Genomic DNA, 24,138 nt, shown 5'->3' with positions numbered 1-24,138 from the left:
GGAAGGAGGAAACAGTAGCCTCCGGTGGAGAATCCGAAAATTGCATTGTAGTTTAAAATAGGATCGCTTTCAACACAGGCACAAGCGCGACAGCTGCTCAAAAAGACTTCGCAGTGTCTTCTTTGCCACGGCACGGCCTCAACTAACTCGGAAAAGAAAATACGCTTTTCCGAGTGTTTTTTTCGACGTACAGGACGTACTAGCGCAGACGTTGCCACAGGATGTAGCGGTTTTAGTCTGCGTTCCCCTGTTAGTTTTCCCGCTGGACTAGGAACGCTTCGGCAGCGACACATCGCACGCAGAAAAAGTGCTTTTCTTTTTCAAGGAGTCTCTCCTATTTCAACTATCCCAGATCAACATGAAGTACTATAATAACTAACCGATTTCATTTGGCTTTCCTTTAACAAAAATTCTTTGGCCCTGTCGCATCATTTTTAGTCCATGGTCGATTTGGTTATGAACTCCTCTTAATCCAACCGCAGTGTGCAATTTAACTGCTTCTATACCCGATTTAATCCTACCTTAAACAACCGTATACCCACCAATGTAATTATTTTGTAAAATAAATGCTAAAAAATGGTAAAACACACCCTTTTTCAACAGTTTTCACGTTAATATTCACCCAACAGCCCTATAAAAAGTAAAAAAATGTAATAAATGATACATTTAGATTACATTTTACCTAGAGTTATTCAATTATCTATTACTCCTATGGTAGATTAGTAGTGGATTAATTACATAGAAAAATAGATTTAGAGAAGATTTGGTTTTGTCAGGGGGCTATACCAAGTGAAGTCGAAAGGTACGAGCAAAATGGACAAAAATAAGTATATACATCGTTTTATGATTGCAGCTGTATTTCTGTTTTCATTTGCATTTGCCATGCCGGTAGCTGCAGATGATGATCAAGAGCTACAAACGGTGTATCACGTTTATGTGAATGATGATTATGTCGGAAAAATTGATAACAAAGAAGTTGTTCAATCATTCGTTGATCAGAAGGTTGAAACAGCACAGCAGACGAATAAAGACCTATCACTAACAATTGGGGAAGAGATTACATACATACCTGAAAAAGTATTTCGTCCTTCCTTTGATAACGATAAAGTCCTCCGTGATTTAAATGAGAAGCTAACGGTTAAAGCATTAGCGATTGAATTAAAGCTCGGTGATGATGTCGTAGGTTATTTTAATAGTGAAAAGGACGCACAACAGCTTTTAACTGCGTACAAAGCAAAGTATGTTGACCAAGCTATCTTGGACAAGCTCGAAGCAGCAAAGCAATCACAGGAGCTAAAAGTAGATGATTCAGGCATCGCAATTGTTGAGCAGCCAAACAAAGAAACCGAAATTGAAGTAGGAGACGCAATTATAAAGGATGTTTCTTTATCAAAAGAGGTTTCGTTATCCGAGCAAAAAGTGTCTGTTGATCAGATTCTAACAGAAAAGCAAGGAATGAAAATGCTTGAGAAGGGCACGCTGACAGAGCAGGTTCACAAAGTAGATTCAGGTGAAGTGCTTGGATCCATTGCAGGAAAATATGACCTTACAACAAAAAAACTACTTGAGCTCAACCCATCGATAGATGAAGATACAGTGTTACAAATTGGACAAGAACTGCAAGTAACAGAATATAAGCCATTTGTTCACGTTGTGCTTAAAAAAGAGCATATCGTTGAAGAAAAGGTTGCCTTTGAAACAGAGGTAAAGGAATCGGAAGATATGTTCAAAGGTGATGAAAAAGTAAAGCAAGAAGGAAAAGACGGTAAAAAAGTCGTTCACTATGCGATTGAGGAAGTTAATGGCAACATTAAAAACAAAGAAGTTTTAGAGGAAAACGTTATTGATGAGCCAGTAAAGAAAGTCGTTATTAAAGGAACGAAGGTAATTTCGTCTCGTGGCACTGGGAATATGCAATGGCCAACAGTTGGTGGCTATATTTCAAGTAAATCTGGCTATCGCTGGGGAAGCATGCATAAAGGGATCGACATTGCTCGTCCAAGTAACCGTTCTATCTTAGCTGCTGATAATGGGGTAGTTGTCTCGGCAGGATATGATAATGGTGGCTATGGAAACAAAATCGTCATTAACCATAACAATGGATTAAAAACGATATACGCCCACATGGCTTCCATCAGTGTTCGAGCTGGTCAAACGGTACAAAAAGGAATGAAAATAGGTGTAATGGGATCAACAGGGAATTCAACTGGTGTGCATTTACACTTTGAAGTATATAAAAATGGTGCCTTACAAAATCCATTAAACTACATTCAATAATGAATAAAAGCTTCAAAGGCTGACTCATGACAGAAGCAAGATAATGAGTTAGTCTTTTTTCTATTCATGCGCTTGCTCTGATTTTAACGTTTGCCGATAGGTTTAATATCGTGAATAAAAGACTTTTCGATAAAAGTACGTTAAAATAGACGCAAGGCAGATGATCCTTAACGAATAGTATACGAGCAAAACTGATAAATAATAAAGTCGTTTTGATAACGAAGAAAAGGATGATGAAGAATATGCCACAGAAAATTTTAGTTGTTGATGATGAACAGCCAATTGCTGATATTCTACGTTTTAATTTAGAAAAAGAAGGCTACCAGGTTGTCTGTGCCTATGATGGAGATGAAGCTATTGAGCTTGCTGAAAAAGAAAAGCCAGACCTCGTCTTATTAGATATTATGCTTCCAAATAAGGATGGAAATGAAGTCTGTCGTGAAATTCGTAAAACACAAACGATGCCAATTATTATGCTAACTGCAAAGGACTCCGAAATTGATAAGGTGCTAGGGCTTGAGCTTGGAGCCGATGACTACGTTACAAAGCCTTTTAGTAATCGGGAGCTTATTGCCCGTGTAAAGGCAAATTTACGACGCTTACAGCATGCACCAGAGGACGCAGGGAAAGCGAATAAGGATATTGAAATCGGAACACTAGTCATTCATCCAGATGCCTATACGGTTACGAGAAGTGGAGAAGAAATTGAGCTAACTCATCGAGAATTTGAACTGCTTCACTATTTAGCGCGTCATATTGGTCAAGTAATGACGCGAGAGCATTTATTAGAAACTGTTTGGGGCTATGATTATTTTGGCGACGTTCGTACGGTTGATGTTACCGTTCGTCGTCTTCGTGAAAAGATTGAAGAAAATCCAAGTAATCCAACATGGATTGTTACCCGTCGTGGGGTAGGCTATTATTTACGAAATCCTGATCAGGAGTAGGTTTTATGCATAAAGTAGGCTTTTTTCGCTCGATACAGCTGAAGTTCATTATTATTTATATTCTACTGCTCCTTGTCGCGATTCAAGTCATTGGTTCTTATTTTGCAGGCAAGCTAGAAAAAGAACTAACCTCCAACTTTGAGAGTAGTCTAACAGAACGAATTGACTTGCTTAGCTATAATTTGGAACAGGCTTTTGAAAAGGATCGCTCAGAAGAAGAAGAGGAGTCCAAATTAAAAGAAGATATTCAAAAAATGATTTCCGATATAAAAACAGACGATATTACGAAGCTAGAGGTTGTAAATAGTCAAGGACGTGTATTAGGAACAAATGATACGCTAAATGAAGAGGTAATTAACAAGATTACGACGATGCCTTTGGTTATCTCTGCACTTAAGCAAGAAGCAAAATCAGCGCCACAGCAAGCCTATGATCCAATTACTGAAAATCGTGTATTCGTACAAGCCGTTCCAGTTTATTACGAGGATCGGTCGATTGCGGGTGTTGTGTATGTACAAGCATCAATGGAAGGTATTTACGATCAGATGCAAGAAATCAATGAGATCTTCTCAAAAGCTTCTGTTTTGGCAATTGTTGTTTCTGCCTTTCTTGGTGTGCTTGTTGCACGTACGATTACAAAGCCTATCAAAGAAATGCGTCGCCAAGCACAAACAATGGCGCGCGGTGATTTCTCACAAAAGGTGAATGTTTATGCAACCGATGAAATTGGGCAGCTCGCGATTACCTTTAATAATATGAATGATCGATTAAAGCATTCCTATGCCACCATTGAAGAGGAGCAGCGGAAGCTTAGCTCTGTGCTTTCGAATATGTCGGATGGGGTTATTGCAACAGATGCAACTGGCGCCATCACGTTAATGAATGAGTCTGCTGGTATTTTAATTGGTAAAGACCCAGAAGATATTCAAGGCGCTTTTTTGCTCGATGTTTTACATTTAGATCAAAGCAACTTTGATATTTCGAATCTTCATGATAGTGGTTCTTTAATTATCGATTATGGCGATGGGGAAAATGACTTTTTAATTCGAGCGAACTTTTCAACCGTTACCGATGATGAAGATCGGGTTACCGGATTTATTACCGTGCTTAGTGATGTAACAGAGCAGGAAAAAATGGAGCAGGAACGACGTGAATTTGTTTCTAACGTCTCCCATGAGCTTCGTACGCCATTAACGACAATGAGAAGCTATATTGAAGCACTAACCGATGGAGCTTGGCAAGATAAAGAAATCGCTCCACGTTTTTTAGAGGTTGCCCAAAATGAAACCGAGCGGATGATTCGCATGGTTAATGATTTGCTGCAGCTTTCCAAAATGGATAGTACGGATTTCACTGTGGAGAAAGAACGTACAGAATTTATTGTTTATTTTCATAGTGTAATCGATCGTTTTCAAATGAATAACCCAGAGCATATCACCCTGCAAAGAGAGCTTCCAGCTGGAAAATATTTTGTATGGATTGATAAAGATAAAATGACCCAGGTGCTCGATAATATTATTTCTAATGCGATCAAGTATTCACCAGAGGGTGGCACGATTCGCTTTAAAGTGGTTAGACAGAAACAGCACCTCCTCGTTAGTATTGAGGATGAGGGAATGGGAATACCATATGATAAAGTAGATAAAATATTTGAGCGCTTTTATCGCGCTGACAAAGCACGGACGAGAAAATTAGGTGGTACAGGGCTTGGCTTAGCAATATCTAAGGATATTGTCGAAGCACATGATGGGAAAATATGGGCTAGAAGCAGAGAGGGTAAAGGGACAACGATTCTCTTTACACTTCCACTACTCAGTCAAAAGAGGAGAGGGAGTAGATGAGGCTTGAAGTTGTAAAAACCTATGTATTAGTTATATTAGTTGGCTTAAGCCTGCTACTCACCTTTAATATTTGGAGCTTTCAACCTAACTTTGATTCGCTTGATTTAAAATCAAGCTATTTAGGGGAAGACGAGTTTTATCTAAATGGGAAGGATCAGAAAGTAAAGCAATTGATTGAGCCAAGCAATATTATTTTCCATCGCCAAGGTGTGTTTTATGGATTTGAGAGTCCTAAGATAGAGCATTCGATTTATCAGGATATGCAAACATGGATGATGTATGATTTTCGCCTACGCGAAAACGCTGCTCCTATGGACGAGAAGTATCAGGTGGAAATTCAGTTCCCAGTGCAATTGCCGATGAAGCTTATTAATAGTTTATTTAATTTTAATGAGGATATTAATGAGCTACCAAACTGGTCGTTTGAACGGATGTACATTACCTTTAATCGGGAAAAATCACTTATGACGATTCATTTCGTTAGTGTTGATGGTAGAAATGAAGCAACGGCAATTGTTAATAATGCAACGAAGTTTGATACGATGTGGAAGTATATGAACCAGTTAGAAGGATTAGAGCAATATGTTCTAGTTGAAGGAGCAAGAAATCCAATTTACATTCCGAAGTATCCAGAAGAAGTAACGATGCTGACGTTATCGGCTTCGCAAACAGATCCGAAAAACTTAGTGAATGCACTGTTTAACAACCCGTTTACTTCGGTTACGTGGAATAGTGATTTAAAGCTTTATACAGATGGAAGCCGTCAAATGCGTATTGTTCAAGAGCGGAGATATATGGAATTTACAAACCCGAAGAATAACAAAGATTTTATTCGAATGGGTCCAATTGATCTGATTGTGAAAAGTATGAACAATATCAATGAATATAAAGGGTGGACAGATGATTATAATTTGCAATACATCGATACGTCTAAAAACCTCATTCGATATTTGATGTATTACGAAGGCTATCCTGTTTTTAATAATAGTAATTTGACAGAGATTGAACAGCAGTGGCGGGACCAAGATATTTTTCAATATCAGCGTCCGTTGTTTAGTATAAATAATTCCTTTGGAGGCGACCCCGTTGAGCTGCCTTCTGCAGATGAAGTAATAACAAGCATCAAAGAAAATAAAAACATTGACGTTAAACAAATTGAGGATATTCGGATTGGTTATACACTCCGGTTTCATAACACGAATTTTATGACATTGACCCTAGAGCCAGCTTGGTATATGAACTATAATGGAGATTGGAAAGAAATTATCCAAGAAGATATGCTGCAAAATAGAGGGGTGAGCTGAGGATGCAATGGAACCAAATAAAAACACTATTTATCCTCTGCTTTCTCGTATTAGATATTTATTTAATTGTGCAATATATGAATAAACAAGAAGCAGCGGATTTAGCGTTAATTAAGCTCCAGGATCCAACATTTGATGAGACGTTAAAGGAAGAAAATATTAAAATCAGTATGCTTCCTGAAGAACAGCCAGATGAAGCATTCATTTCCTTAAAACAGAAAACCTTTTCGGAAAAGGATAAAAAAGATCTAGCACAATTACCAAACCAAACGGTTGATGTGATCAAAGATCAATTTATTGTAGCGGCATTTAAAAAACCGATTCCAATGCCACAGCCATTTACAGAGGAAAATATTACCGAGGTTGTGAAGCGGAACATTATTTATCCGAGTGAGTATGTATTTGGAGAATGGAACAAAGAGTTGAATGTATTGCTTTTCTATCAAACGAAAAACAATCGTCCTGTTTATTTAAACCAAAATGGCATATTACTCATTTATTTAAACAATAACAATGAAATGGTTTCTTACACACAAGCAATGCTTGGAGATACCGTGGAAACGGGAGAAAAAAAGAAAGCGATAATGCCAATCACCGCAATTGAAAAGCTATATAATAATAACCAATTATACTCTGGTGATGAAATAACAAAGGTTGATCTTGGTTTTCATACGACCGTTCCATTACCTAATGGCGTGCAAGTATTTCTACCGAGCTGGAGAATCGTTGTAAATGATGACAATTGTTATTTCGTCAGTGCCATCGAAGCGGATATTTCTGCAGGGAACGTTGTAGAGTTTCTGGATGAAACATTACAAGCGAATTTGTTGAAGGTGCACATGATTCAAGAAGATAAAAAGGAAGTAAGAGAAAGTGTAACAGCCCAGCTAGAAACAAGACTGGAAAGTATTAGACGGAGTGAGACAGAATGACGTTACGATTTAGTGTACTGGCATCCGGAAGTTCCGGCAATGCATTTTATATCGAATCAAATAAGACAAGGCTGCTCGTTGATGCAGGACTAAGCGGGAAACAGATGGATCGTTTGTTTTCACAAGTAGAGGTTGATCCGTCTCAGTTGAACGGTATCCTCGTAACCCATGAGCATAGTGACCATATTAAAGGGCTTGGCATTGTCGCGCGCAAGTATAACCTACCTATTTATGCGAATGAAAAGACATGGAAAGCAATGGAGCATTCAATCGGCAAGCTTTCGCTAGATCAGAAGTTTATCTTTGATATGGAAACCGTGAAAACATTTGGCGACATGGATGTGGAATCCTTTGGTGTTTCCCATGATGCTGCAGAGCCGATGTTTTACGTGTTTCATCATAATGGCAGCAAGGTGGCCATTGTAACTGATTTAGGCTATGTTTCAGATCGGATTAAGAAAACCGTTTCCGATGCGGACGCCTATATCTTTGAAGCAAATCACGATGTGGAAATGCTGCGAATGGGACGCTATCCTTGGAATGTGAAACGACGTATTTTAGGCGACTCAGGCCACGTATCTAACGAAGATTGCGGACTTGCCCTATCTGATATTATATCTAATCGTACAAAGCGTATTTATTTGGCCCATTTAAGTCAAGATAATAATATGAAAGATTTAGCTCGGATGTCCGTCGATAACGTGCTTCAGGAGCGGGGAATTGAGATAGAGCTTCATGATACAGACCCACAACAAGCAACAACCCTTTATGAAGTAGGATAATGTTTTATAGTTTATCGGTTATGGGTAATACTATATACAGATTTACATGATGAATGGATCGTGTGACAGAAATTTTTGAGGGGATGATTTAATGGGGTATTACGACGATCATTATCCACCCAATCCACATCGTCGGAAAAAACGCGGTTGGATTGCTCCAGTCTTTTTAGGTATCATTATTGGTATTTTACTCGTTATAATTGCACGCCCTGAAGTGCTTGATATGAATCGTTCTGATACGAATCAGGAAACAGCGGAAATCAATCGCGAGTCGAATAATGCTGGCATCCAAAATACTGTAAAGGTAGACGTTTCTACGCAAATAACAAAAGTCGTAGGTGAAGTAGCACCTACCGTTGTAGGGGTTACCAATATTCAACGGCAGTCCAACTTCTGGGAGCAACAAGGCGATGGAATGGAAGCGGGAACAGGTTCAGGTGTCATTTACAAAAAAAATAATGGAAAAGCATACATCGTTACAAATTACCACGTAATCGAAGGAGCAGATGAACTAGAAATCGTGTTGTTTGACGATACGAACTTAAAGGCAGAGCTTTTAGGTGGCGATTTATTTTCCGATTTAGCTGTATTACGCGTGGATGGCAAACAAATTGAAAAAGCAATTGAATTAGGATCCTCGGATAATGTAAAGGTAGGAGAGCCAGCTATTGCGATTGGAAATCCGTTAGGACATATGTTTGCAGGCTCAGTTACAGAAGGTATCATTAGTGGAACACAGCGAACGATCCCACAGGATTTTAATCAGGATGGACGTGCCGATTGGCAAGCCGAGGTTATTCAAACAGATGCGGCGATTAATCCTGGGAATAGTGGTGGTGCATTAATCAATATCCAAGGCCAGCTTATTGGGATTAACTCGATGAAAATAAATCAAACAGCAGTGGAAGGAATCGGCTTCTCCATCCCAATTGATTCGGCTCGACCAATTATTGATGAGCTTGAAAAAACAGGAAAGGTCACGAGACCATACTTAGGTGTAGAGATTTATTCTTTAGAGGAAGTACCGCAAAACGAATGGGAAAGTACACTAAAACTACCGAAAGAGGTAGAAGGTGGCGTTTATATTTGGAGTATTGAACGACTTTCGCCAGCAGATCAAGCAGGACTTCAGCGTTTAGATGTTATTACCGAGCTAGACGGGAAGCAAATAATGAATATGATTGACCTTCGTAAAATCTTATACCATGAGAAAAAGGTCGGCGACAAAGTTGATGTGACGTATTATCGAGATGGCAAGAAAAAGACAACAAGCTTAACATTAGGAAGACAAGAATAACAATGAGCCACCATTTCTTCGGAAACGGTGGCTTTTTTGTGGATGAAGACAAAGGAATTTGACCATTCTAACAGCTTTATCCACATTTTTGGGCTACTTATGCACAATATGGGGATAAAAAAAGAGCAAAATCTATATTTAGTATCAAACGTATGTTCGAACACAAAATAACAGCGAACATTTGTGCATATGTGGATAACTTTGTGCATAACTGAAATCATTACCTCGTATCAAAATGATGAGAAAAACTTTATATACGTCCAGGAGAATTGCGCCAAAGCACAAGGAGCAACATCAGCATGACGATGTCTAGCCGTGCTTCGAACGCAAATGAAACAATGCCTTTTTCAAGGAGAAGCGGTAGCTTCGTTATATATAACGCACCAAGCATAACGAAAATAAGCGGGATACTAGCTTGCTTTACATAAAGGTTACTCACAATGAGCGCTCCACAGGCAATTTCAATTAAGGCAAGTATAAATAAGCTTTCGACTGGAAAAGGAATAGCTAAGCTACTAAATATACCTTTAAAATCGGCTGCAAGTAATTTCATAACACCGGACGTTATAAAAACATAGCCAACAGCATAGCCAATCCAACGATACATCGATATGTGGATATTCATTTCATTCCTCCCATCCTTGTTTTTTCTATTGTATGCCGCGTTATGGACAATCTTGACAAGCTGCTTTATGAAATGAATAAATGTACGGTTGGAAGTTTTATGAGATTTGTCTATAAAGGCTACATTCAAATTATTTGAAGCTTGATTAACACCAAAAAAGCGTTTCAAAAGTGCGCTAGGCGATTTTATTGCTAATCCTTCTTTTCACACTTATAATTTTCTTTATACTTTCCAAAAATGGAGAGTATAGCTAAAATAGCAATAATGAATGAACACAGAAGGAAGTGCAGCAATGATTAAACGTTTTTTTTCTTATTACAAGCCGCATCGGCGTCTTTTTATCATAGACTTTACCAGTGCTGTTATTGTCGCGTTACTAGAGCTCGCCTTTCCAGTTGCCGTGCAACGATTTATCGACAAGCTCCTGCCGGGAAATGACTGGAGTTTAATTATTTTAGTTAGTGTACTGTTACTATTTGTCTATTTAGTAAGTACGGTGCTGCAATACGTTGTTACCTATTTAGGACATAAGCTCGGTGTGAACATTGAAACCGATATGCGCCAAGAGCTCTTTCAGCATGTACAAAAGCAGTCGTTCCGTTTCTTTGATAATACAAAAACCGGCCACATAATGAGCCGAATCACAAATGACTTATTCGATATTGGCGAGCTTGCCCATCACGGACCTGAAGACTTTTTTATTGCGATTATGACGTTTGTCGGGGCCTTTTTACTCATGTTCAATATTAATTTTCAGCTTTCGCTGATCATCTTAGTAATCGTGCCGATTTTAATTGCCTTAATTTCCTATAGCAATATCAAGATGAACAAAGCATGGAAATCCATGTATGAGGAAATTGCGGAAGTGAATGGACGCGTTGAGGACGCAGTGTCTGGGGTGCGCGTTGTTCAATCGTTTACAAATGAAGCCTTTGAAATGAAACGTTTTACAAAGGATAATTATAATTTCCGTAAAGCGAAGGTAAGCGCATATCGTGTCATGGCCTTTGTTAGCTCGAATATTTATATGATGATGCGCCTTATGGTACTAGTTGTACTCGTCTATGGAGCTTGGTTAACGTTCCATGATCAATTAACGTACGGCGAGCTTGTTAGCTTTGTCTTGTTTACGAACGTATTATTTAAACCAATCGAAAAAATAAGTGCACTCCTAGAGCTTTATCCAAAAGGAATGGCTGGCTTTCGCCGATTCACGGAGCTGCTTGATATCGCACCAGATGTCGTCGATCGAAAGCATGCCCAAAAGGTGGACACGCTCCAAGGCCATATTTCCTTTCATAAAGTTACCTTTGGCTATGAAAAAACACAGGGTCCGGTATTAAAGGCGATGAGCTTTCATATTCAAGCAGGAGAAACGGTAGCATTAGTTGGTCCGTCTGGTGCGGGTAAAACAACTATTTCTGCTTTAATTCCACGCTTTTACGATGTCGATAGTGGTCAAATTACGATTGATGGAATCGACATACGCGATATGACGAAGGAATCATTACGCAAGCAAATTGGTATTGTCCAGCAGGATGTATTTTTATTTACTGGGACACTAAGAGAAAACATTGCCTATGGAAAGCTTGATGCAACCGATGCAGAAATTAAGCAAGCGGCGAAACAGGCGCATTTAGAAGAATTTATTCAAGGGCTTCCTGATGGTTATGAAACACAGGTTGGGGAGCGCGGATTAAAGCTTTCGGGCGGGCAAAAACAACGTATCGCAATTGCACGTATGTTTTTAAAAAATCCACCAATCCTTATTTTAGATGAGGCAACCTCTGCCCTGGATACAGAAACAGAAATGCAAATTCAGCAAGCATTAACAGAGCTTTCGAAGGATCGGACTACGATTGTTGTTGCCCACCGGTTAGCAACAATTAAAAATGCGGATCGCATTATGGTTGTGACGAAAAATGGTATTGAAGAAGAAGGAAATCATGCGGATTTATTAAAGAAGAATGGGATATTCGCTCATTTGCATCATGTACAAATGATGTAGCTGGAATTACGGCAAAGAAATTGTGAGCATCATCGCAGATTGAAAATGGGTTCGCTTTCCCCGGGCACGGCCTCAACTAACTCGGAAAAGAAGTACACTTTTCCGAGTGGATTTTCGGCTCGCGCTGTTCCCGTGGGAGTCTCACCCATTTCAACTGCTCGATAAATTTATTTATATTAAATGTTAAATTAAAAGTACATTCATCAATTATTCGTTCAGCTTTATTTTTAAAACATTCTTTTGTCTCATTGCCTTTTTCTATGGGAGGCAGCAAAGGAATGCTTTTCTTCTTTTTAGCGGATGTTGCGGTATATAAAATTAGCGGATACCGGCTTTATTCCTAGCTCTCGTGCCCAGACGGATAATTGCCCAATATGATGAATTTCGTGGGCAATAATATGGTGTAGGATTTCTTCCTTGGAAAAGCTGTCATCCAGCCAGCTAGCATAAATAGGCTGATTGATAGCAGCGAATTCATCAGAGAATAGAAATGCTTCCACCTGTTCCCGATAATGATCAGCTAGCTGTTTGGCGTCCTGTAAGCTAGTATATTGCTCCTGCTTTAAAGGAATATCTTCCTTTCCTTGGATGGCACGTACCCAGCTATATTCCACATCACTTATATGGATAAGCGTATGCATAATCGTACCAACCCCACCTGTTCTTTTTTTGAATAGCTCCTTTTCAGGTAGCTGTGCTAACAGCGCATACCATTCTTCGCGCACCTGCCAATTATACGTAAATAAAGGCTGTAGCATCCGTATCCTCCCCCTCTGACATTATCCCATCGATATTCTGTTCTTTCATTATAGCGTATATCTAATGGGTAAGAAGGAAGTTTATGCACGTTTTTTGTCATTCACAATAGAAAGGGATGCTTTTTCCTTCGTGATAATGTGCAGCACCAATCCGGTAAATAAGAAGCCACTAATGAAATTTCCGATTGTGACCGGAATTTGATTCCATAGCCACCAATCACTAAAGGAAATATCAGCACCAATCATCATCGCAACGGGAATAACAAACATATTTACGACAGCGTGCTCAAAGCCTTGCGCAAAGAATATAAAAATCGGCAGCCACATGGCAGCAATTTTTCCAATGGTTGAACGCGAGGTAAAGGCCATTACTGCACCTAAGGTTACCATCCAGTTACAAAGCAGGGCTTTCACAAATACAACAACCATCCCATCTGTTCCGATGGCTTGATATGCAAATGTTTTTCCTTCCGCAACAGCAATAATTTTATCAATTAACAGCGAATCCTGGACATGTCCAAGCTTCGTTATGAAAATAGCAAATAAAACCGCATAAAAAATACTTCCCGTCAAATTTCCGAAAAAAGCCCACGCAAAATTTCGGAGCACCGGTTTTATCGTCGTTTTCTTTCGTAAAACGGCAATCGGCAGCATGGCAAACGATCCGGTGACCAGCTCTAAATTTAATAATAAGACCATTACGAAGCCAGCAGGAAAAATTGCTGCTCCAACAATGTCCATTCCAGTTTGGGTTGAAGCGGTAAGCGCTAGTGTTGTTGCATAGCCTAAAAATGCGCCAGCAAGCATGGCTTTTAAAAAGATATGACTTGAAGGAAGTGCTGCTTTTGTTGCACCAGCAAGTGAAATGTCATGGATTGCGTCTTTCGGTTTTACATAATCCAAGATGTCAGCTCCTTTATCGATGTATAATCTATTACCTATTCAATGAAATAGTTGTGGAAGCGACGTTTCCATCTAAAGTGTACGTATTTTAATGGCCCTTTTCAATTGCTAGTTTTAGGGCATAAGACGGAAAAGGAAACGGCAAATAAGGTGAATGTATGGAGAAAGCGAGCCGCCATATGTACTGACAACGTTGCTTGCTCAAATGGAAGAAGAAAGGAACACTTCCAACAATTTGGTGACTAGCCACTATGAAGCTAGTAAATAGGCAATTAAACAAAATATCGGTGGAGAGGTGCAAACGCAAAAAGTGTCGATATTTCCCGGGAAATAGAAATAATAGATCAATTTCTTAAAAAGCACTTCCTAGATTCTTAGCAAATTTTAATATTTTTCTCATTGTCCTGTTATATCTTTCCTTTATTCTGAAATTAATCACATAGAAAAGGAGAGATTCACATGAAAACATTTGTATTAACAACCGTAGGAGCGCTAGTGCTAGCGGGTGGAGCTGGAAGTGTACATGCATTCCAAAATGATCAAGCACCCGAAAATGAAGCAAAGGTTAATATCTCACAATTAGCTGGAGCAGAAGCAGAGGATATCCAAGCATTTACGGAATATGCTAGCTTAGAAGAGCATGTGGATGTTTCGGACTATGAAGCATATGTTGTCGAGGACAATGCGTATAAGCGTGTAATCGTTTTAAAGAAAAATAATCAGGTACAAGTAAAAAGCATTTTTGTAAAAGAGACGAACAGACATAAAATCATTGATTTTCAAGAAGGTCTTCTTTTCCAAGGAATTCTTGGCAATGATCAAGCAGAAGCAACAGATTTAGATGATTATCCAGAGTACGATAACTTAGAAGATCGTGTAGATGCCTATGACTATCATGGAATGGTTGTTGAAGATAATGCGAATAAACGTATCATCGTATTAAAGGATGAGGATGGAAACAGTGTCTATAAAAGTATTTTCGTAAAAGCAACAAACATGCATAAGATTGTTGATCTTAACGGCGGATTGATTTTTGAAGGTGTCATCGGTACGGATGATGATATAGATGATGAAGCAGATGATGATCAAGACGAAGAAGAAAACGAAGCGGACATCGATTTCGATGCGTTCCTAGAGTATGATAATTTAGACGATGTTATTGACGTGGATGAAGATGAGCTTGTGCTTGTCGAGGACAATGATTCAAAGCGCGTTTTACTTGCTTTAGATGATAATGGACAACCACGCTATAAAAGCATCTTTGTAAAAGAAACAAACAGACATAAAGTGATTGATCTTCGCAATGGAGAAATCTTTAACGGCATTTTGAAGTAATATTATCGCCCCTATGCAACGAGCTTGTGCATGGGGGCGTCGTTTGTTTAAAATCGCATATCTATCTTTTATTGCTGTCCACGATGCCAGCGTTGCATATTGGTCATAATCAACTTTCGCCCTGCAGGTAATGCATCCAGATAGGTTAAACGAAAATAGAGAGACTTTAAAAAGGAAAATATGTTGATACGTGTGTGATAATTATCCGTAGCTTCGGCAAGCAAGGCATCTGTCTTGGCGCAAAGCGTGGTTATCCAATTCATCATGGTTTCCTCTGTAGCTTGCTTGTCCACACAGGCATCGACGGCAAATAACAGCCGCTCATCCTCTTCATCTGTATACATACAATCCTTAAACAAGCAGGTCGTAATTGCTTGTAGAAATTGATCAGCCTGCTCTAGCGGGAAAAGTGGATGACGAATTGCTTCATCTAAATAATCTGCTCCATGGGCAATACTATGTGCCCAGCCTTTTTCAGGAACAAATCCACGTGTATCTACTTCTTGCTCTAAATAGGTCACACTTTGCTTGATCGCGGTTAATGCATCCTCATCAGGTAAGAATCGCGCGTTTTTATCCTTATGTAAAAGTACGGCAAGTACTAATGCAGAAAAGGAACGGGTAAACACACTATCGGTATCCCGCTCACCGATTCGATAAAATAAATGGTCTTTATCCAGACAAACACGAAGTAGCTGCTGCATTTGCGCAGTAGAAAGGAAATCGTCAAGAATAAGCTTGCAAAAGAGCGGATAAATTAGCCCATCCCGGAGCTCTGCATCAGGTGAACCAATTTCCATCACCATATTCGCTAGTAATGCATCAAGATCAACCGATGCGAAATCTTTTTTTTCCATCGAAGACAAGGTACGCAATTGTTCTTTTAATGACATCAATTTCCCCCTCTTTTCTCTAGTTGTCTATAACACGCATCCAAGCTGCCATATACATGCTCCACATCTTTATCGAAATAAAAGGTTGGAGCTGCTGCTGGATCAATTGGTTCTGCAGCATATAGGATGATACGCTTTTTTTGAGCAAGCGCCATGCCGAATTCAATATGACTTCCTTTTCCAGCAGGAAGCAGCATGAAGAAAACCTCACACGCACTTACTGCCTTTCTTTCTAAAGCGCCAATCGTAGCTAATGCTTCTGCATCTAGAGCACGCTCGTTTTGTGTCCAATCATATGTATGTGTAAAGCCTAGTCGAACGAGCCCATCTCGGAGTGTCTGAACGGCAGCTTTATTAGCGAAGGTCGAAGCGATGTAAAATTTCACGAAGATTGCCCCCAATCCTGTGCAAGCATACCATATACGATATGGTCAACATAATGATCATATAGCCATTCCGCCTGCCGAATTTGCCCTTCTTTTGTAAAGCCGAGTCGTTCCGCAATTGCTCTGCTTTTTTTGTTTTCATATGCGGCACGAATATCTATCCGATTAAGCTGCAGTACATGAAAGCCATAGTTTACCATTGCGCTTACCGCTCGACTCATAATTCCTTTTCCTTGATAATCGACGGCCAACCAGTAGCCAATATATCCAATCTGATTACGCCAATCAAAGCTGTTATAGCCTACTACGCCGACAAGCTCCTCTTGATAAAAAATACCTGCTGTAAGTCCGGTACGCTCGGCAAACAGATGAAAGGAATTTTCGATAAATTGCTTGGAATCAGCTACCTCTGTTGTTTGATCAAGCCATGGAAGCCACTCTTTTAGATAGACACGCGAACGATCGGTAATGGCAAATAAGGCAGGTGCATCTTTCGCAGTCAATAGTCGTAATGTAATCTCTTCATCTACCTCATAATAAAACGATGGAATCATATGTTATCCCCCTTTAGCTGCGGTGCGTTGTCATTTTGTTTAAGTGTACCATAGAAACAAGAGCAGTAGCGGCTAATCGTTGGTGTATACCTGCAAAAGAAATGGAGTTGTTAAAGTATATTCCAAATTCATTGTGGTGCTGATTTTATCCTTCTTTTTCATAAACATCGTTGCTTTTGGGAAACGTATATAAAGGTATTTCTAATTGAATTCGCTTACAAGCAGAAAGTTTATAAAAACGTCACGTTTTATATGTGCACTTCTTCACAAAAGGTATATAATTACCGAGTGAAATGGATTGCGCAGCATACAACTGGAGGGTTACACATGTACAAGAAAAAACCGGATAAATTTTTGCTTTATTTAGTTGATTTAATGGAACAGCTTGATAAAACAGTCGATTACTTCGTTCGCTTCAAAGTAAAGGATGCTCAAAGCTTAAGTGAATTCGCTGAACAGATTAAGCAGTTTGAAACCGAAGCAGATGACAAGGTACATCGCATTATCAAAGACTTAAACGACGCCTTCATTACGCCAATTGAGCGTGAAGACATTCTCCAGCTAACGATGAATTTGGATGATGTTATAGACGGCATGGAAGAATTCACTGCCTTGATGGATACGTACCAGATTCTATCGTCAGACAGCTACATTGATCAGTTCACCGATTATATCCATAAATGCTCCAAGGAAATGCTTACAGCGATTCAGCTGCTGGCTAATGGCAAGCTAAAGGAAGTAGAGCCACATGCCATTCTCATAAAAGATCATGAAAGCAAGTGTGATGATTTATACCGCCAATCGTTAAAGCACCTTTTCCAAACAGAAAAAGACGCCATTACGGTAATAAAATATAAAGAAATTTATGAAACGCTGGAGGAAATTGCCGACTACTGCCAGGATGTCGCAAGCACCCTTCAAAGTATCATGATGAAAAACGCGTAGTGAGGAATCGATGATGGATGGACTAATGTTTGTTATTATCTTAATCGTTATTTTTGCGCTTGTTTTTGATTTTATTAATGGCTTCCATGATACGGCAAATGCGATTGCAACGTCCGTATCCACCAAGGCTCTAACACCAAGACGAGCCATTATCCTGGCGGCAGTCATGAATTTTGTTGGTGCACTAACCTTTACCGGTGTTGCCCAAACGATTACGAGCGGGATTGCTGACCCATTTGATTTAAACAATGGAACAACGGTCATTTTAGCCGCTTTAATCGCTGCGATTATTTGGAATTTAGTCACCTGGTATTATGGCATTCCAAGTAGCTCCTCCCATGCAATTATTGGTGCGATTACAGGTGCGGTCATTGCTTCTGCCGGATTTGAAGCGATCCGTTTTGGTGGCTTTGTTTCAATTTTAAAAGCATTGTTATTGTCACCGATTATTGCGTTTGCGATTGGTTTTATCGTCTATGCTATCATTAAAGTTATTTTTAAAAATGCTAACCTAGCAAAAACAAATAAACGGTTTCGCATGATGCAAATAGCAACAGCAGCCGTACAAGCTTATTCCCATGGAACAAATGACGCCCAAAAATCGATGGGGATTATTACGATGGCCCTGATCGTCGGAGGAATGCATACAACAACAGAGGTTCCCTTTTGGGTGCAGGTTGCCTGTGCTACCGCAATGGCACTAGGAACATCTGTTGGCGGCTGGCGAATCATTAAAACCGTTGGCGGAAAAATCATGAAAATCCGTCCCGTAAACGGTGTTGCTGCCGATTTAACGGGTGCAGCTGTTATTTTTGGTGCAACATTGATTCATTTGCCAGTGTCGACTACACATGTTATTTCCTCCTCCATTCTTGGAGTTGGCGCCTCACACCGTGTTAAAGGTGTAAACTGGGGTGTTGCCAAACGCATGCTCATTACCTGGGTCATTACATTACCGATTTCTGCTCTGCTTGGCGGATTGTTCTTTTATATTTTACAGTTATTTATATAACGCATATGAGATCTCTAGTTGAACGAATCCGGCTGGAGGTCTTTTTTCGTGGAAAAGGTCATGGCTGATTTCCTCGAATGGTTGCTAAAGTTTTCGCATAAGCTAAAAGTAGGAAATAACTGGTTTTCAAGAATGTTAGATAGGTGAATAGAACGATTTTAATGTGATAACGCTTACAATTTGTTCGGTAGATGGTATAATTTACGGAACAATATGAAAATTTTAAAAAAGGATGTGGACATGCCAATGACTGCAAAGCGTATGCGAAAAACAGCTTTACTCGTTGCAATGTTTGCCATGCTTGTCTGGATGCCATTTACAATCAACGACCTCTCCTCATATGTGGCTGCATCCAATGAAAGCAATAAGACTGTCTCTAAGACCCCAGCTGAACAAGTAACAAATGAAGCGGAAGGATTAAAAGCGCAAATCGATGCCATTCTTGACGATGCCCGACTAGATGGTGCGATCACAGGTGTCAGTATTCGAAAAGCAGCAGACGGAACGCTACTCTATTCCCATGATGGCGATATTCGCGTGCATCCAGCATCCAACCAGAAGATCCTAACTGGGGTATCGGCCTTACGTACCCTTGGTGCAGACTACCGCTTTGCTACGGAAGTACGGACTGATGGCAATTTAAAAGGAAAGGTTTTGCAAGGGAATCTCTATTTAAAAGGAAAAGGTGATCCAACCTTAATGAAGGAGGACCTCGATGCCTTCGCCCAAGAGCTAAAGGAAAAAGGCATTGATAAAATAAAAGGGAATCTCATTGGTGATGATAGCTGGTTTGATGCGGTGCGCCTATCCACCGATTTAAATTGGGATGATGAACCATATTATACAGCAGCACAAATATCTGCCTTGACCCTTTCCCCGAACGATGATTATGATGCAGGAACAGTCATCATTGACGTTCATCCAGGAAAGAAAGCAGGCGATAAACCAGTCGTAAAACTCACACCAGAAACAGACTATGTAACGATTAAGAATAAAGCCGAAACCGTCGAAAAAAATGGTTCCCGATCGATTTCTATTGAACGAGCGCACGGCTCCAACGAGATCATCATTACCGGCACCATTCCTGTAGATGCGAGCCGCTCACGTGTCTGGCGTTCTGTATGGGAACCGACAGGCTATGCGGTGGATGTTTTCCGTAAGTCATTGGAAAAGGAAGGAATTCAGCTTATCGGCAAAAGTAAAGCGACGGTAGGCGTCACACCAGAGGACGCCACATTACTAGCAAAGCAACAATCGATGCCTTTAGAAGAGCTACTCATTCCATTTATGAAGCTAAGCAACAACGGCCACGGCGAGGTGCTTGCGAAAACAATGGGCAAAGCTGTACATGGAGAAGGCAGCTGGGAAAAAGGCATCCAGGTGATGGAGGATACACTTGCCTCCTATGGACTAAACATGGATACGATACTCCTTCGTGATGGAGCAGGCATGTCCCATAAAAATCTTATTCCCGCGAATGAGCTATCCAAGCTACTGTATGAAATTCAAGCAGAAGACTGGTATCCATTATTTGAGTCGGTTCTTCCAGTTGCCGGAAACCCTGAGCGTATGGTTGGTGGTACATTGCGCTATCGCATGACAGAAGCTCCAGCTAAAGGAAATGTAAAAGCAAAAACCGGTTCACTTACAGGAGTGAACACCTTATCCGGCTATGTCACATCAAAGGATGGCGAAAAGCTCATCTTCTCAATCATGATGAACAATTATATAAAGGGCTCGATGACGCAAATCCAAGACGAAATCGCAACTGCATTAGCGAAGTATGAGTTTGAGGATTAGGGTTGAGGGAGTTGTACGATAGCTCTTTTATAGCGAACGGTGCTTTCACTTAGGTGGAAGCACCGTTTTTTATATGGGGTGGGATTCTGTGGTGTATGTGAGGGGAATGATACACAGCAATGTCGATTCACATGGAAGCGGAGAAATGGAAAGAGGTAAGGAGAAAGGCTTATATTAAACAATCCTATCTGGTAGAATAAGGATATATTTAAGAAAAAGGACGAATTCCCTATGAAAATAAGCTTAATCACAGTTGGCAAGCTAAAAGAAAAATATTTAAAGCAAGGCATTCAGGAATATATGAAGCGGCTCGGAGCCTATGCCAAGGTCGACATCATCGAGGTTGCCGATGAAAAAGCACCCGAGAGCATGAGCGCAGCGGAAGAAGCAGAGGTGAAGCGCAAAGAAGGCGAACGTATCTTAGCGCATATCCAGCAGGAAACGTATGTAATTACCCTTGAAATCAACGGAAAAATGCTCACATCCGAACAGCTCGCAGCAAAAATTGATGAACTTGCTACATACGGCAAAAGCAAAATCGCATTTATTATTGGCGGCTCACTTGGACTAAGCGAGAAAGTACAAGCAAGAAGTAATTACGCGTTGTCATTTTCTAAGATGACGTTTCCGCATCAGCTTATGCGCCTTGTTTTGTTAGAGCAGGTATACCGGGCGTTTCGGATAAATAGGGGGGAACCGTACCATAAATAGTGGTAAAGCAGAGAGTGGAAATTGTGTTAAGTAAGACCGTTTTAGAACAAATATAAAATAAAATACATCCCCTTGCACTCTTAAAAAAGTTTGTAGGGGGTCTTTTATATCAAAAGTTGATTTTTTGATTACTTTAAGGGAATAAACGTTCCCTTTGTATTAAGTTAATAAGTGGATAAATGGTATAATTGTACATATTAGAATGATTAGAAGATGTGTAAGTGAAAATTTTATTAAAAGGGAGTGATAACAATGCAAAATGAAACTAATATACTAATCTATCAAACAGAGGATGGAAATACAAAGATAGATGTTAGATTGGAAAATGAGACGGTTTGGATGACACAAAAGGCAATTGCGGAGTTGTACCAAAAGGGAGTTAATACAATTAACGAGCATATTAAGAATATTTATGCAGAAGGAGAACTTCGGGAATCGGCAACTATTCGGAAAAACCGAATAGTTCAATCTGAAGGTAAAAGAGAAGTTGAACGTGAAGTGGCATTTTACAATCTCGAAATGATAATTGCAATTGGATACCGAGTTCGTTCTCACCGAGGGACACAATTTCGCCAGTGGGCAACTAAACGTTTAAATGAATACTTGGTTAAAGGCTTTGTAATGGATGATGATCGCTTGAAAGAGATGCGCAATTTTGGACAGGATTATTTCGATGAATTACTGGAACGAATCCGTGACATTCGTGCCTCAGAGAAAAGGTTCTATCAAAAGATTACAGATATTTATGCAACGTCTGTTGACTACGATCCAAAAGCAGAAATAACACAAGAATTTTTCGCAACTGTTCAAAATAAACTACACTTTGCAATTCATGGTCAAACAGCGGCTGAACTTATAGTAGACAGAGCCAAATCAGAAAAGGAGAATATGGGTCTTACCGCATGGAAAAGCGATATTGTTCGAAAAAGAGATGTAACAGTTGCAAAAAATTACTTAACAGAGAAGGAACTTAAATCACTCAATCGGATTGTAACAATGTACTTAGATTATGCTGAAGATCAAGCGGAAAGACAACAGCCAATGCATATGAACGATTGGATTGATAAGCTTAATGCCTTTCTTCAGTTTAATAATCGTGAAATTCTTGAAAATGCAGGAACAATCTCAAAGTCTGTAGCCGATAAGTTAGCCATTCAAGAGTATGAAAAATTTAACCAGTATCGTTTAAATCAAGATACTCAGGATGACTTTGAGCAGTTTATAGAGAATAGTAATTTAAAGAAATAACTCCTAAGTTCTGCACCATTCATTATTTTGAAAAAGTCCTTAGGTATGGAACATGAAAATAGATCAAACTATAAGAGAGAGTAAACTTTCATGAAACATATATATGCTTTTGAAAGTAAAGAGGTTCTCGATAAATATTAGGGCGTAATTGATAGGTTTTCAGACAGATTAACTGAACTAATGAAAACAGATCGCCGAGGAATTCCAGAATTCATTTGTAGTAATGGGAGGTTCCGGGGCAACATTAGGATTGTGTATATTTATTGCATTTTTAGCTAAATCACAGCAATTAAGAGTTTTAGGAAAGGCAGCTTTGGCACCTGGTATTTTTAATATTAATGAGCCATTAATATTTGGATTGCCGATTGTGTATAATCCGTTCCTGGCAATTCCATTCTTTCTAGCACCTATGATTTCAGCTACAATCGGCTATTGGGCGATTAAACTAACTATTGTTAAACCTATAATTGCCCAGATGCCATGGCCTTCGCCAATAGGGATAGGTGCTTTTATTAGTACAGGTGGCCATTTTATGGCGATAATTGTTGCTATTATTTGTGGAATCGCAGCATTTCTTGTATGGCTTCCATTTATTAAGATGTACGATAAGAAGTTAGTTAAACAAGAACACGGCGAGGGCTCTATTATTTAAATTCGTCCTGGGATGGTAGAAGAACACATGTTAAATGATGTGCACCCCTAGAGTTTGACCAAAAATCTAACTCTAGGGGTGTTTTGTCCAGCACGGGAGAATTCTAACGAGAAAATTAGAAGGGGAGAATAAAAATACCTTTATAGAAATAACGACTGGATGCGAAAATTGATCACTTGCAAAAGTGGACACTGACTTTCGACGCTGAAAGGAAATAATAAAGCATGTGTGAAGGATAGCTAGAGATGAAATATCTAAGGACTTAGTTACCAAGCTATGTGTAGATTGATTCATTTTTTCTAAGCTCTTAATAACTTTTAACAGTACATCTTCTCCTATTGATTCCAGTGATTCAGCAGCATTGGTTAGTGCATAAGAAACTCGCTCTTTAGTAGAAGCATAGTTGTTCAAATCTTCATCATGTAATGCCTCGACTTCCTTTAGCGCTGTTTGGATCTTATTTCTACTAACTAGTAAATGAGATAGCCTAACGTAGTCATTGCATTCAATAGAATCTACTATCTCATTTTTAATTCTTTCATCTTCATTTAATAACGATTGATAGATTGTTTTAATCTCTGGAATAGGAACTCTTTTCCCATTAATCAATTCATGATCAAGCCATAAGTTTTTTCGCATAATAAAATTCCTCCTAAATGTTATTGGATAATCCTAATTAGCTGTTGAAGTGGTGATAACCCTTGAGTGTTAACTTCAATACCATTTCATCTGACTTACTTTTCATAGTCAGAATGAGTCCATCATCCTCAAGTTCTGATAGATTAACCTTTTGAATGTCGTACTTCACTAGGAACTTTGCAGGGATCCATTTGTTTAGCTTCTTAGCTTCAATTAGGATCTTGATCAATGAGTTGTTCATCTCCATTCCTCCTTTCATAGTGCGCTCCTCTCACCACGCATGTCGTCT

Annotated in this window: 23 protein-coding genes; 15 read left to right on the top strand and 8 right to left on the bottom strand. The window is 39.5% G+C overall.

Annotated elements, in window-relative coordinates; all coding sequences use genetic code 11:
* Positions 1–789: 789 nt before the first annotated feature.
* The 7 genes from SPK86_RS04825 to SPK86_RS04795 all read left to right on the top strand — a co-directional run bounded on the left by SPK86_RS04825 (position 790) and on the right by SPK86_RS04795 (position 9,380).
* Positions 790–2,277: a M23 family metallopeptidase gene (locus SPK86_RS04825; RefSeq protein ID WP_330948783.1), complete on the top strand. Its 1,488-nt coding sequence runs from the start codon at positions 790–792 to the stop codon at positions 2,275–2,277.
* 242 nt (positions 2,278–2,519) lie between these two features.
* Positions 2,520–3,224, top strand: a complete 705-nt coding sequence (yycF, locus tag SPK86_RS04820) for a response regulator YycF (RefSeq protein ID WP_284140639.1) — start codon at positions 2,520–2,522, stop codon at positions 3,222–3,224.
* Between the two features lie 5 nt (positions 3,225–3,229).
* A complete protein-coding gene (gene walK, locus SPK86_RS04815) occupies positions 3,230–5,065 on the top strand; it encodes a cell wall metabolism sensor histidine kinase WalK (protein WP_284140638.1) in 1,836 nt (611 codons plus the stop codon).
* Complete coding sequence (locus SPK86_RS04810; protein ID WP_284140637.1) at positions 5,062–6,369, top strand: YycH family regulatory protein; 1,308 nt, start codon at positions 5,062–5,064, stop codon at positions 6,367–6,369. The genes walK and SPK86_RS04810 overlap by 4 nt, the downstream gene beginning before the upstream one ends.
* A 2-nt stretch (positions 6,370–6,371) precedes the next feature.
* Positions 6,372–7,301, top strand: a complete 930-nt coding sequence (locus SPK86_RS04805; RefSeq protein ID WP_284140636.1) for a two-component system regulatory protein YycI — start codon at positions 6,372–6,374, stop codon at positions 7,299–7,301.
* Positions 7,298–8,083: an MBL fold metallo-hydrolase gene (locus tag SPK86_RS04800; RefSeq protein ID WP_284140635.1), complete on the top strand. Its 786-nt coding sequence runs from the start codon at positions 7,298–7,300 to the stop codon at positions 8,081–8,083. Before SPK86_RS04805 ends, SPK86_RS04800 begins: the two co-directional genes overlap by 4 nt.
* Before the next feature lie 91 nt (positions 8,084–8,174).
* Positions 8,175–9,380 (top strand): S1C family serine protease, encoded by a 1,206-nt coding sequence (locus SPK86_RS04795; protein ID WP_284140634.1) that lies wholly within the window; start codon positions 8,175–8,177, stop codon positions 9,378–9,380.
* Positions 9,381–9,630: 250 nt separating this feature from the next.
* On the opposite strand, the gene SPK86_RS04790 is transcribed toward SPK86_RS04795, so the two are convergent.
* Positions 9,631–10,005: a DoxX family protein gene (locus SPK86_RS04790; RefSeq protein WP_330948782.1), complete on the bottom strand. Its 375-nt coding sequence runs from the start codon at positions 10,003–10,005 to the stop codon at positions 9,631–9,633.
* A gap of 292 nt (positions 10,006–10,297) precedes the next feature.
* On the opposite strand from SPK86_RS04790, the gene SPK86_RS04785 reads away from it, so the two are divergent.
* A complete protein-coding gene (locus SPK86_RS04785) occupies positions 10,298–12,013 on the top strand; it encodes an ABC transporter ATP-binding protein (RefSeq protein WP_330948781.1) in 1,716 nt (571 codons plus the stop codon).
* A gap of 293 nt (positions 12,014–12,306) precedes the next feature.
* Here SPK86_RS04785 and SPK86_RS04780 read toward each other — a convergent pair whose 3' ends face one another.
* Entirely contained in the window at positions 12,307–12,771 is a 465-nt protein-coding gene (locus tag SPK86_RS04780; RefSeq protein ID WP_330948780.1) for a DinB family protein, read from the bottom strand.
* 81 nt (positions 12,772–12,852) lie between these two features.
* Complete coding sequence (locus SPK86_RS04775) at positions 12,853–13,674, bottom strand: formate/nitrite transporter family protein (protein WP_330948779.1); 822 nt, start codon at positions 13,672–13,674, stop codon at positions 12,853–12,855.
* A gap of 459 nt (positions 13,675–14,133) precedes the next feature.
* On the opposite strand from SPK86_RS04775, the gene SPK86_RS04770 reads away from it, so the two are divergent.
* Positions 14,134–15,009, top strand: a complete 876-nt coding sequence (locus SPK86_RS04770; protein ID WP_330948778.1) for a hypothetical protein — start codon at positions 14,134–14,136, stop codon at positions 15,007–15,009.
* 68 nt (positions 15,010–15,077) lie between these two features.
* Here the strand turns inward: SPK86_RS04770 and SPK86_RS04765 are convergent, their stop codons facing one another.
* From SPK86_RS04765 to SPK86_RS04755, 3 genes are read right to left on the bottom strand one after another with little or no spacing between them, the layout of a single operon-like run.
* Positions 15,078–15,902, bottom strand: a complete 825-nt coding sequence (locus tag SPK86_RS04765) for a DUF2785 domain-containing protein (RefSeq protein WP_330948777.1) — start codon at positions 15,900–15,902, stop codon at positions 15,078–15,080.
* On the bottom strand, positions 15,902–16,288 hold the full coding sequence (locus SPK86_RS04760; protein ID WP_330948776.1) for a group-specific protein: 387 nt from the start codon (positions 16,286–16,288) through the stop codon (positions 15,902–15,904). Before SPK86_RS04760 ends, SPK86_RS04765 begins: the two co-directional genes overlap by 1 nt.
* On the bottom strand, positions 16,285–16,842 hold the full coding sequence (locus SPK86_RS04755) for a GNAT family N-acetyltransferase (RefSeq protein ID WP_330948775.1): 558 nt from the start codon (positions 16,840–16,842) through the stop codon (positions 16,285–16,287). The genes SPK86_RS04760 and SPK86_RS04755 overlap by 4 nt, the downstream gene beginning before the upstream one ends.
* Positions 16,843–17,169: 327 nt before the next feature.
* Here SPK86_RS04755 and SPK86_RS04750 point away from each other — a divergent pair, with 327 nt between their 5' ends.
* From SPK86_RS04750 to SPK86_RS04725, 6 genes are all read left to right on the top strand, one after another.
* Positions 17,170–17,787, top strand: coding sequence for a DUF47 domain-containing protein (locus tag SPK86_RS04750; protein WP_330948774.1), 618 nt, complete (start codon positions 17,170–17,172; stop codon positions 17,785–17,787).
* A gap of 13 nt (positions 17,788–17,800) precedes the next feature.
* Positions 17,801–18,799 (top strand): inorganic phosphate transporter, encoded by a 999-nt coding sequence (locus SPK86_RS04745; RefSeq protein ID WP_330948813.1) that lies wholly within the window; start codon positions 17,801–17,803, stop codon positions 18,797–18,799.
* 246 nt (positions 18,800–19,045) lie between these two features.
* A complete protein-coding gene (gene dacB / locus SPK86_RS04740; RefSeq protein ID WP_443089758.1) occupies positions 19,046–20,599 on the top strand; it encodes a D-alanyl-D-alanine carboxypeptidase/D-alanyl-D-alanine endopeptidase in 1,554 nt (517 codons plus the stop codon).
* 231 nt (positions 20,600–20,830) lie between these two features.
* Positions 20,831–21,310, top strand: a complete 480-nt coding sequence (gene rlmH, locus SPK86_RS04735; RefSeq protein ID WP_330948772.1) for a 23S rRNA (pseudouridine(1915)-N(3))-methyltransferase RlmH — start codon at positions 20,831–20,833, stop codon at positions 21,308–21,310.
* A gap of 252 nt (positions 21,311–21,562) precedes the next feature.
* A complete protein-coding gene (locus SPK86_RS04730; protein ID WP_330948771.1) occupies positions 21,563–22,558 on the top strand; it encodes a virulence RhuM family protein in 996 nt (331 codons plus the stop codon).
* A 190-nt stretch (positions 22,559–22,748) separates the two neighbouring features.
* The gene (locus tag SPK86_RS04725) at positions 22,749–23,210 is read left to right on the top strand and encodes a PTS transporter subunit EIIC (protein ID WP_330948812.1); all 462 of its coding nucleotides are present in this window, start codon (positions 22,749–22,751) and stop codon (positions 23,208–23,210) included.
* Between the two features lie 72 nt (positions 23,211–23,282).
* On the opposite strand, the gene SPK86_RS04720 is transcribed toward SPK86_RS04725, so the two are convergent.
* Positions 23,283–23,849: a hypothetical protein gene (locus SPK86_RS04720; RefSeq protein WP_330948770.1), complete on the bottom strand. Its 567-nt coding sequence runs from the start codon at positions 23,847–23,849 to the stop codon at positions 23,283–23,285.
* Between the two features lie 37 nt (positions 23,850–23,886).
* Entirely contained in the window at positions 23,887–24,108 is a 222-nt protein-coding gene (locus SPK86_RS04715; protein WP_330948769.1) for a hypothetical protein, read from the bottom strand.
* Between the last annotated feature and the right edge of the window lie 30 nt (positions 24,109–24,138).

This window comes from Virgibacillus sp. MG-45 (genome assembly GCF_036409425.1).
Taxonomy (GTDB): Bacteria; Bacillota; Bacilli; order Bacillales; family Amphibacillaceae; genus LDC-1.
This window is presented reverse-complemented; position numbering and strand designations above follow the sequence as displayed.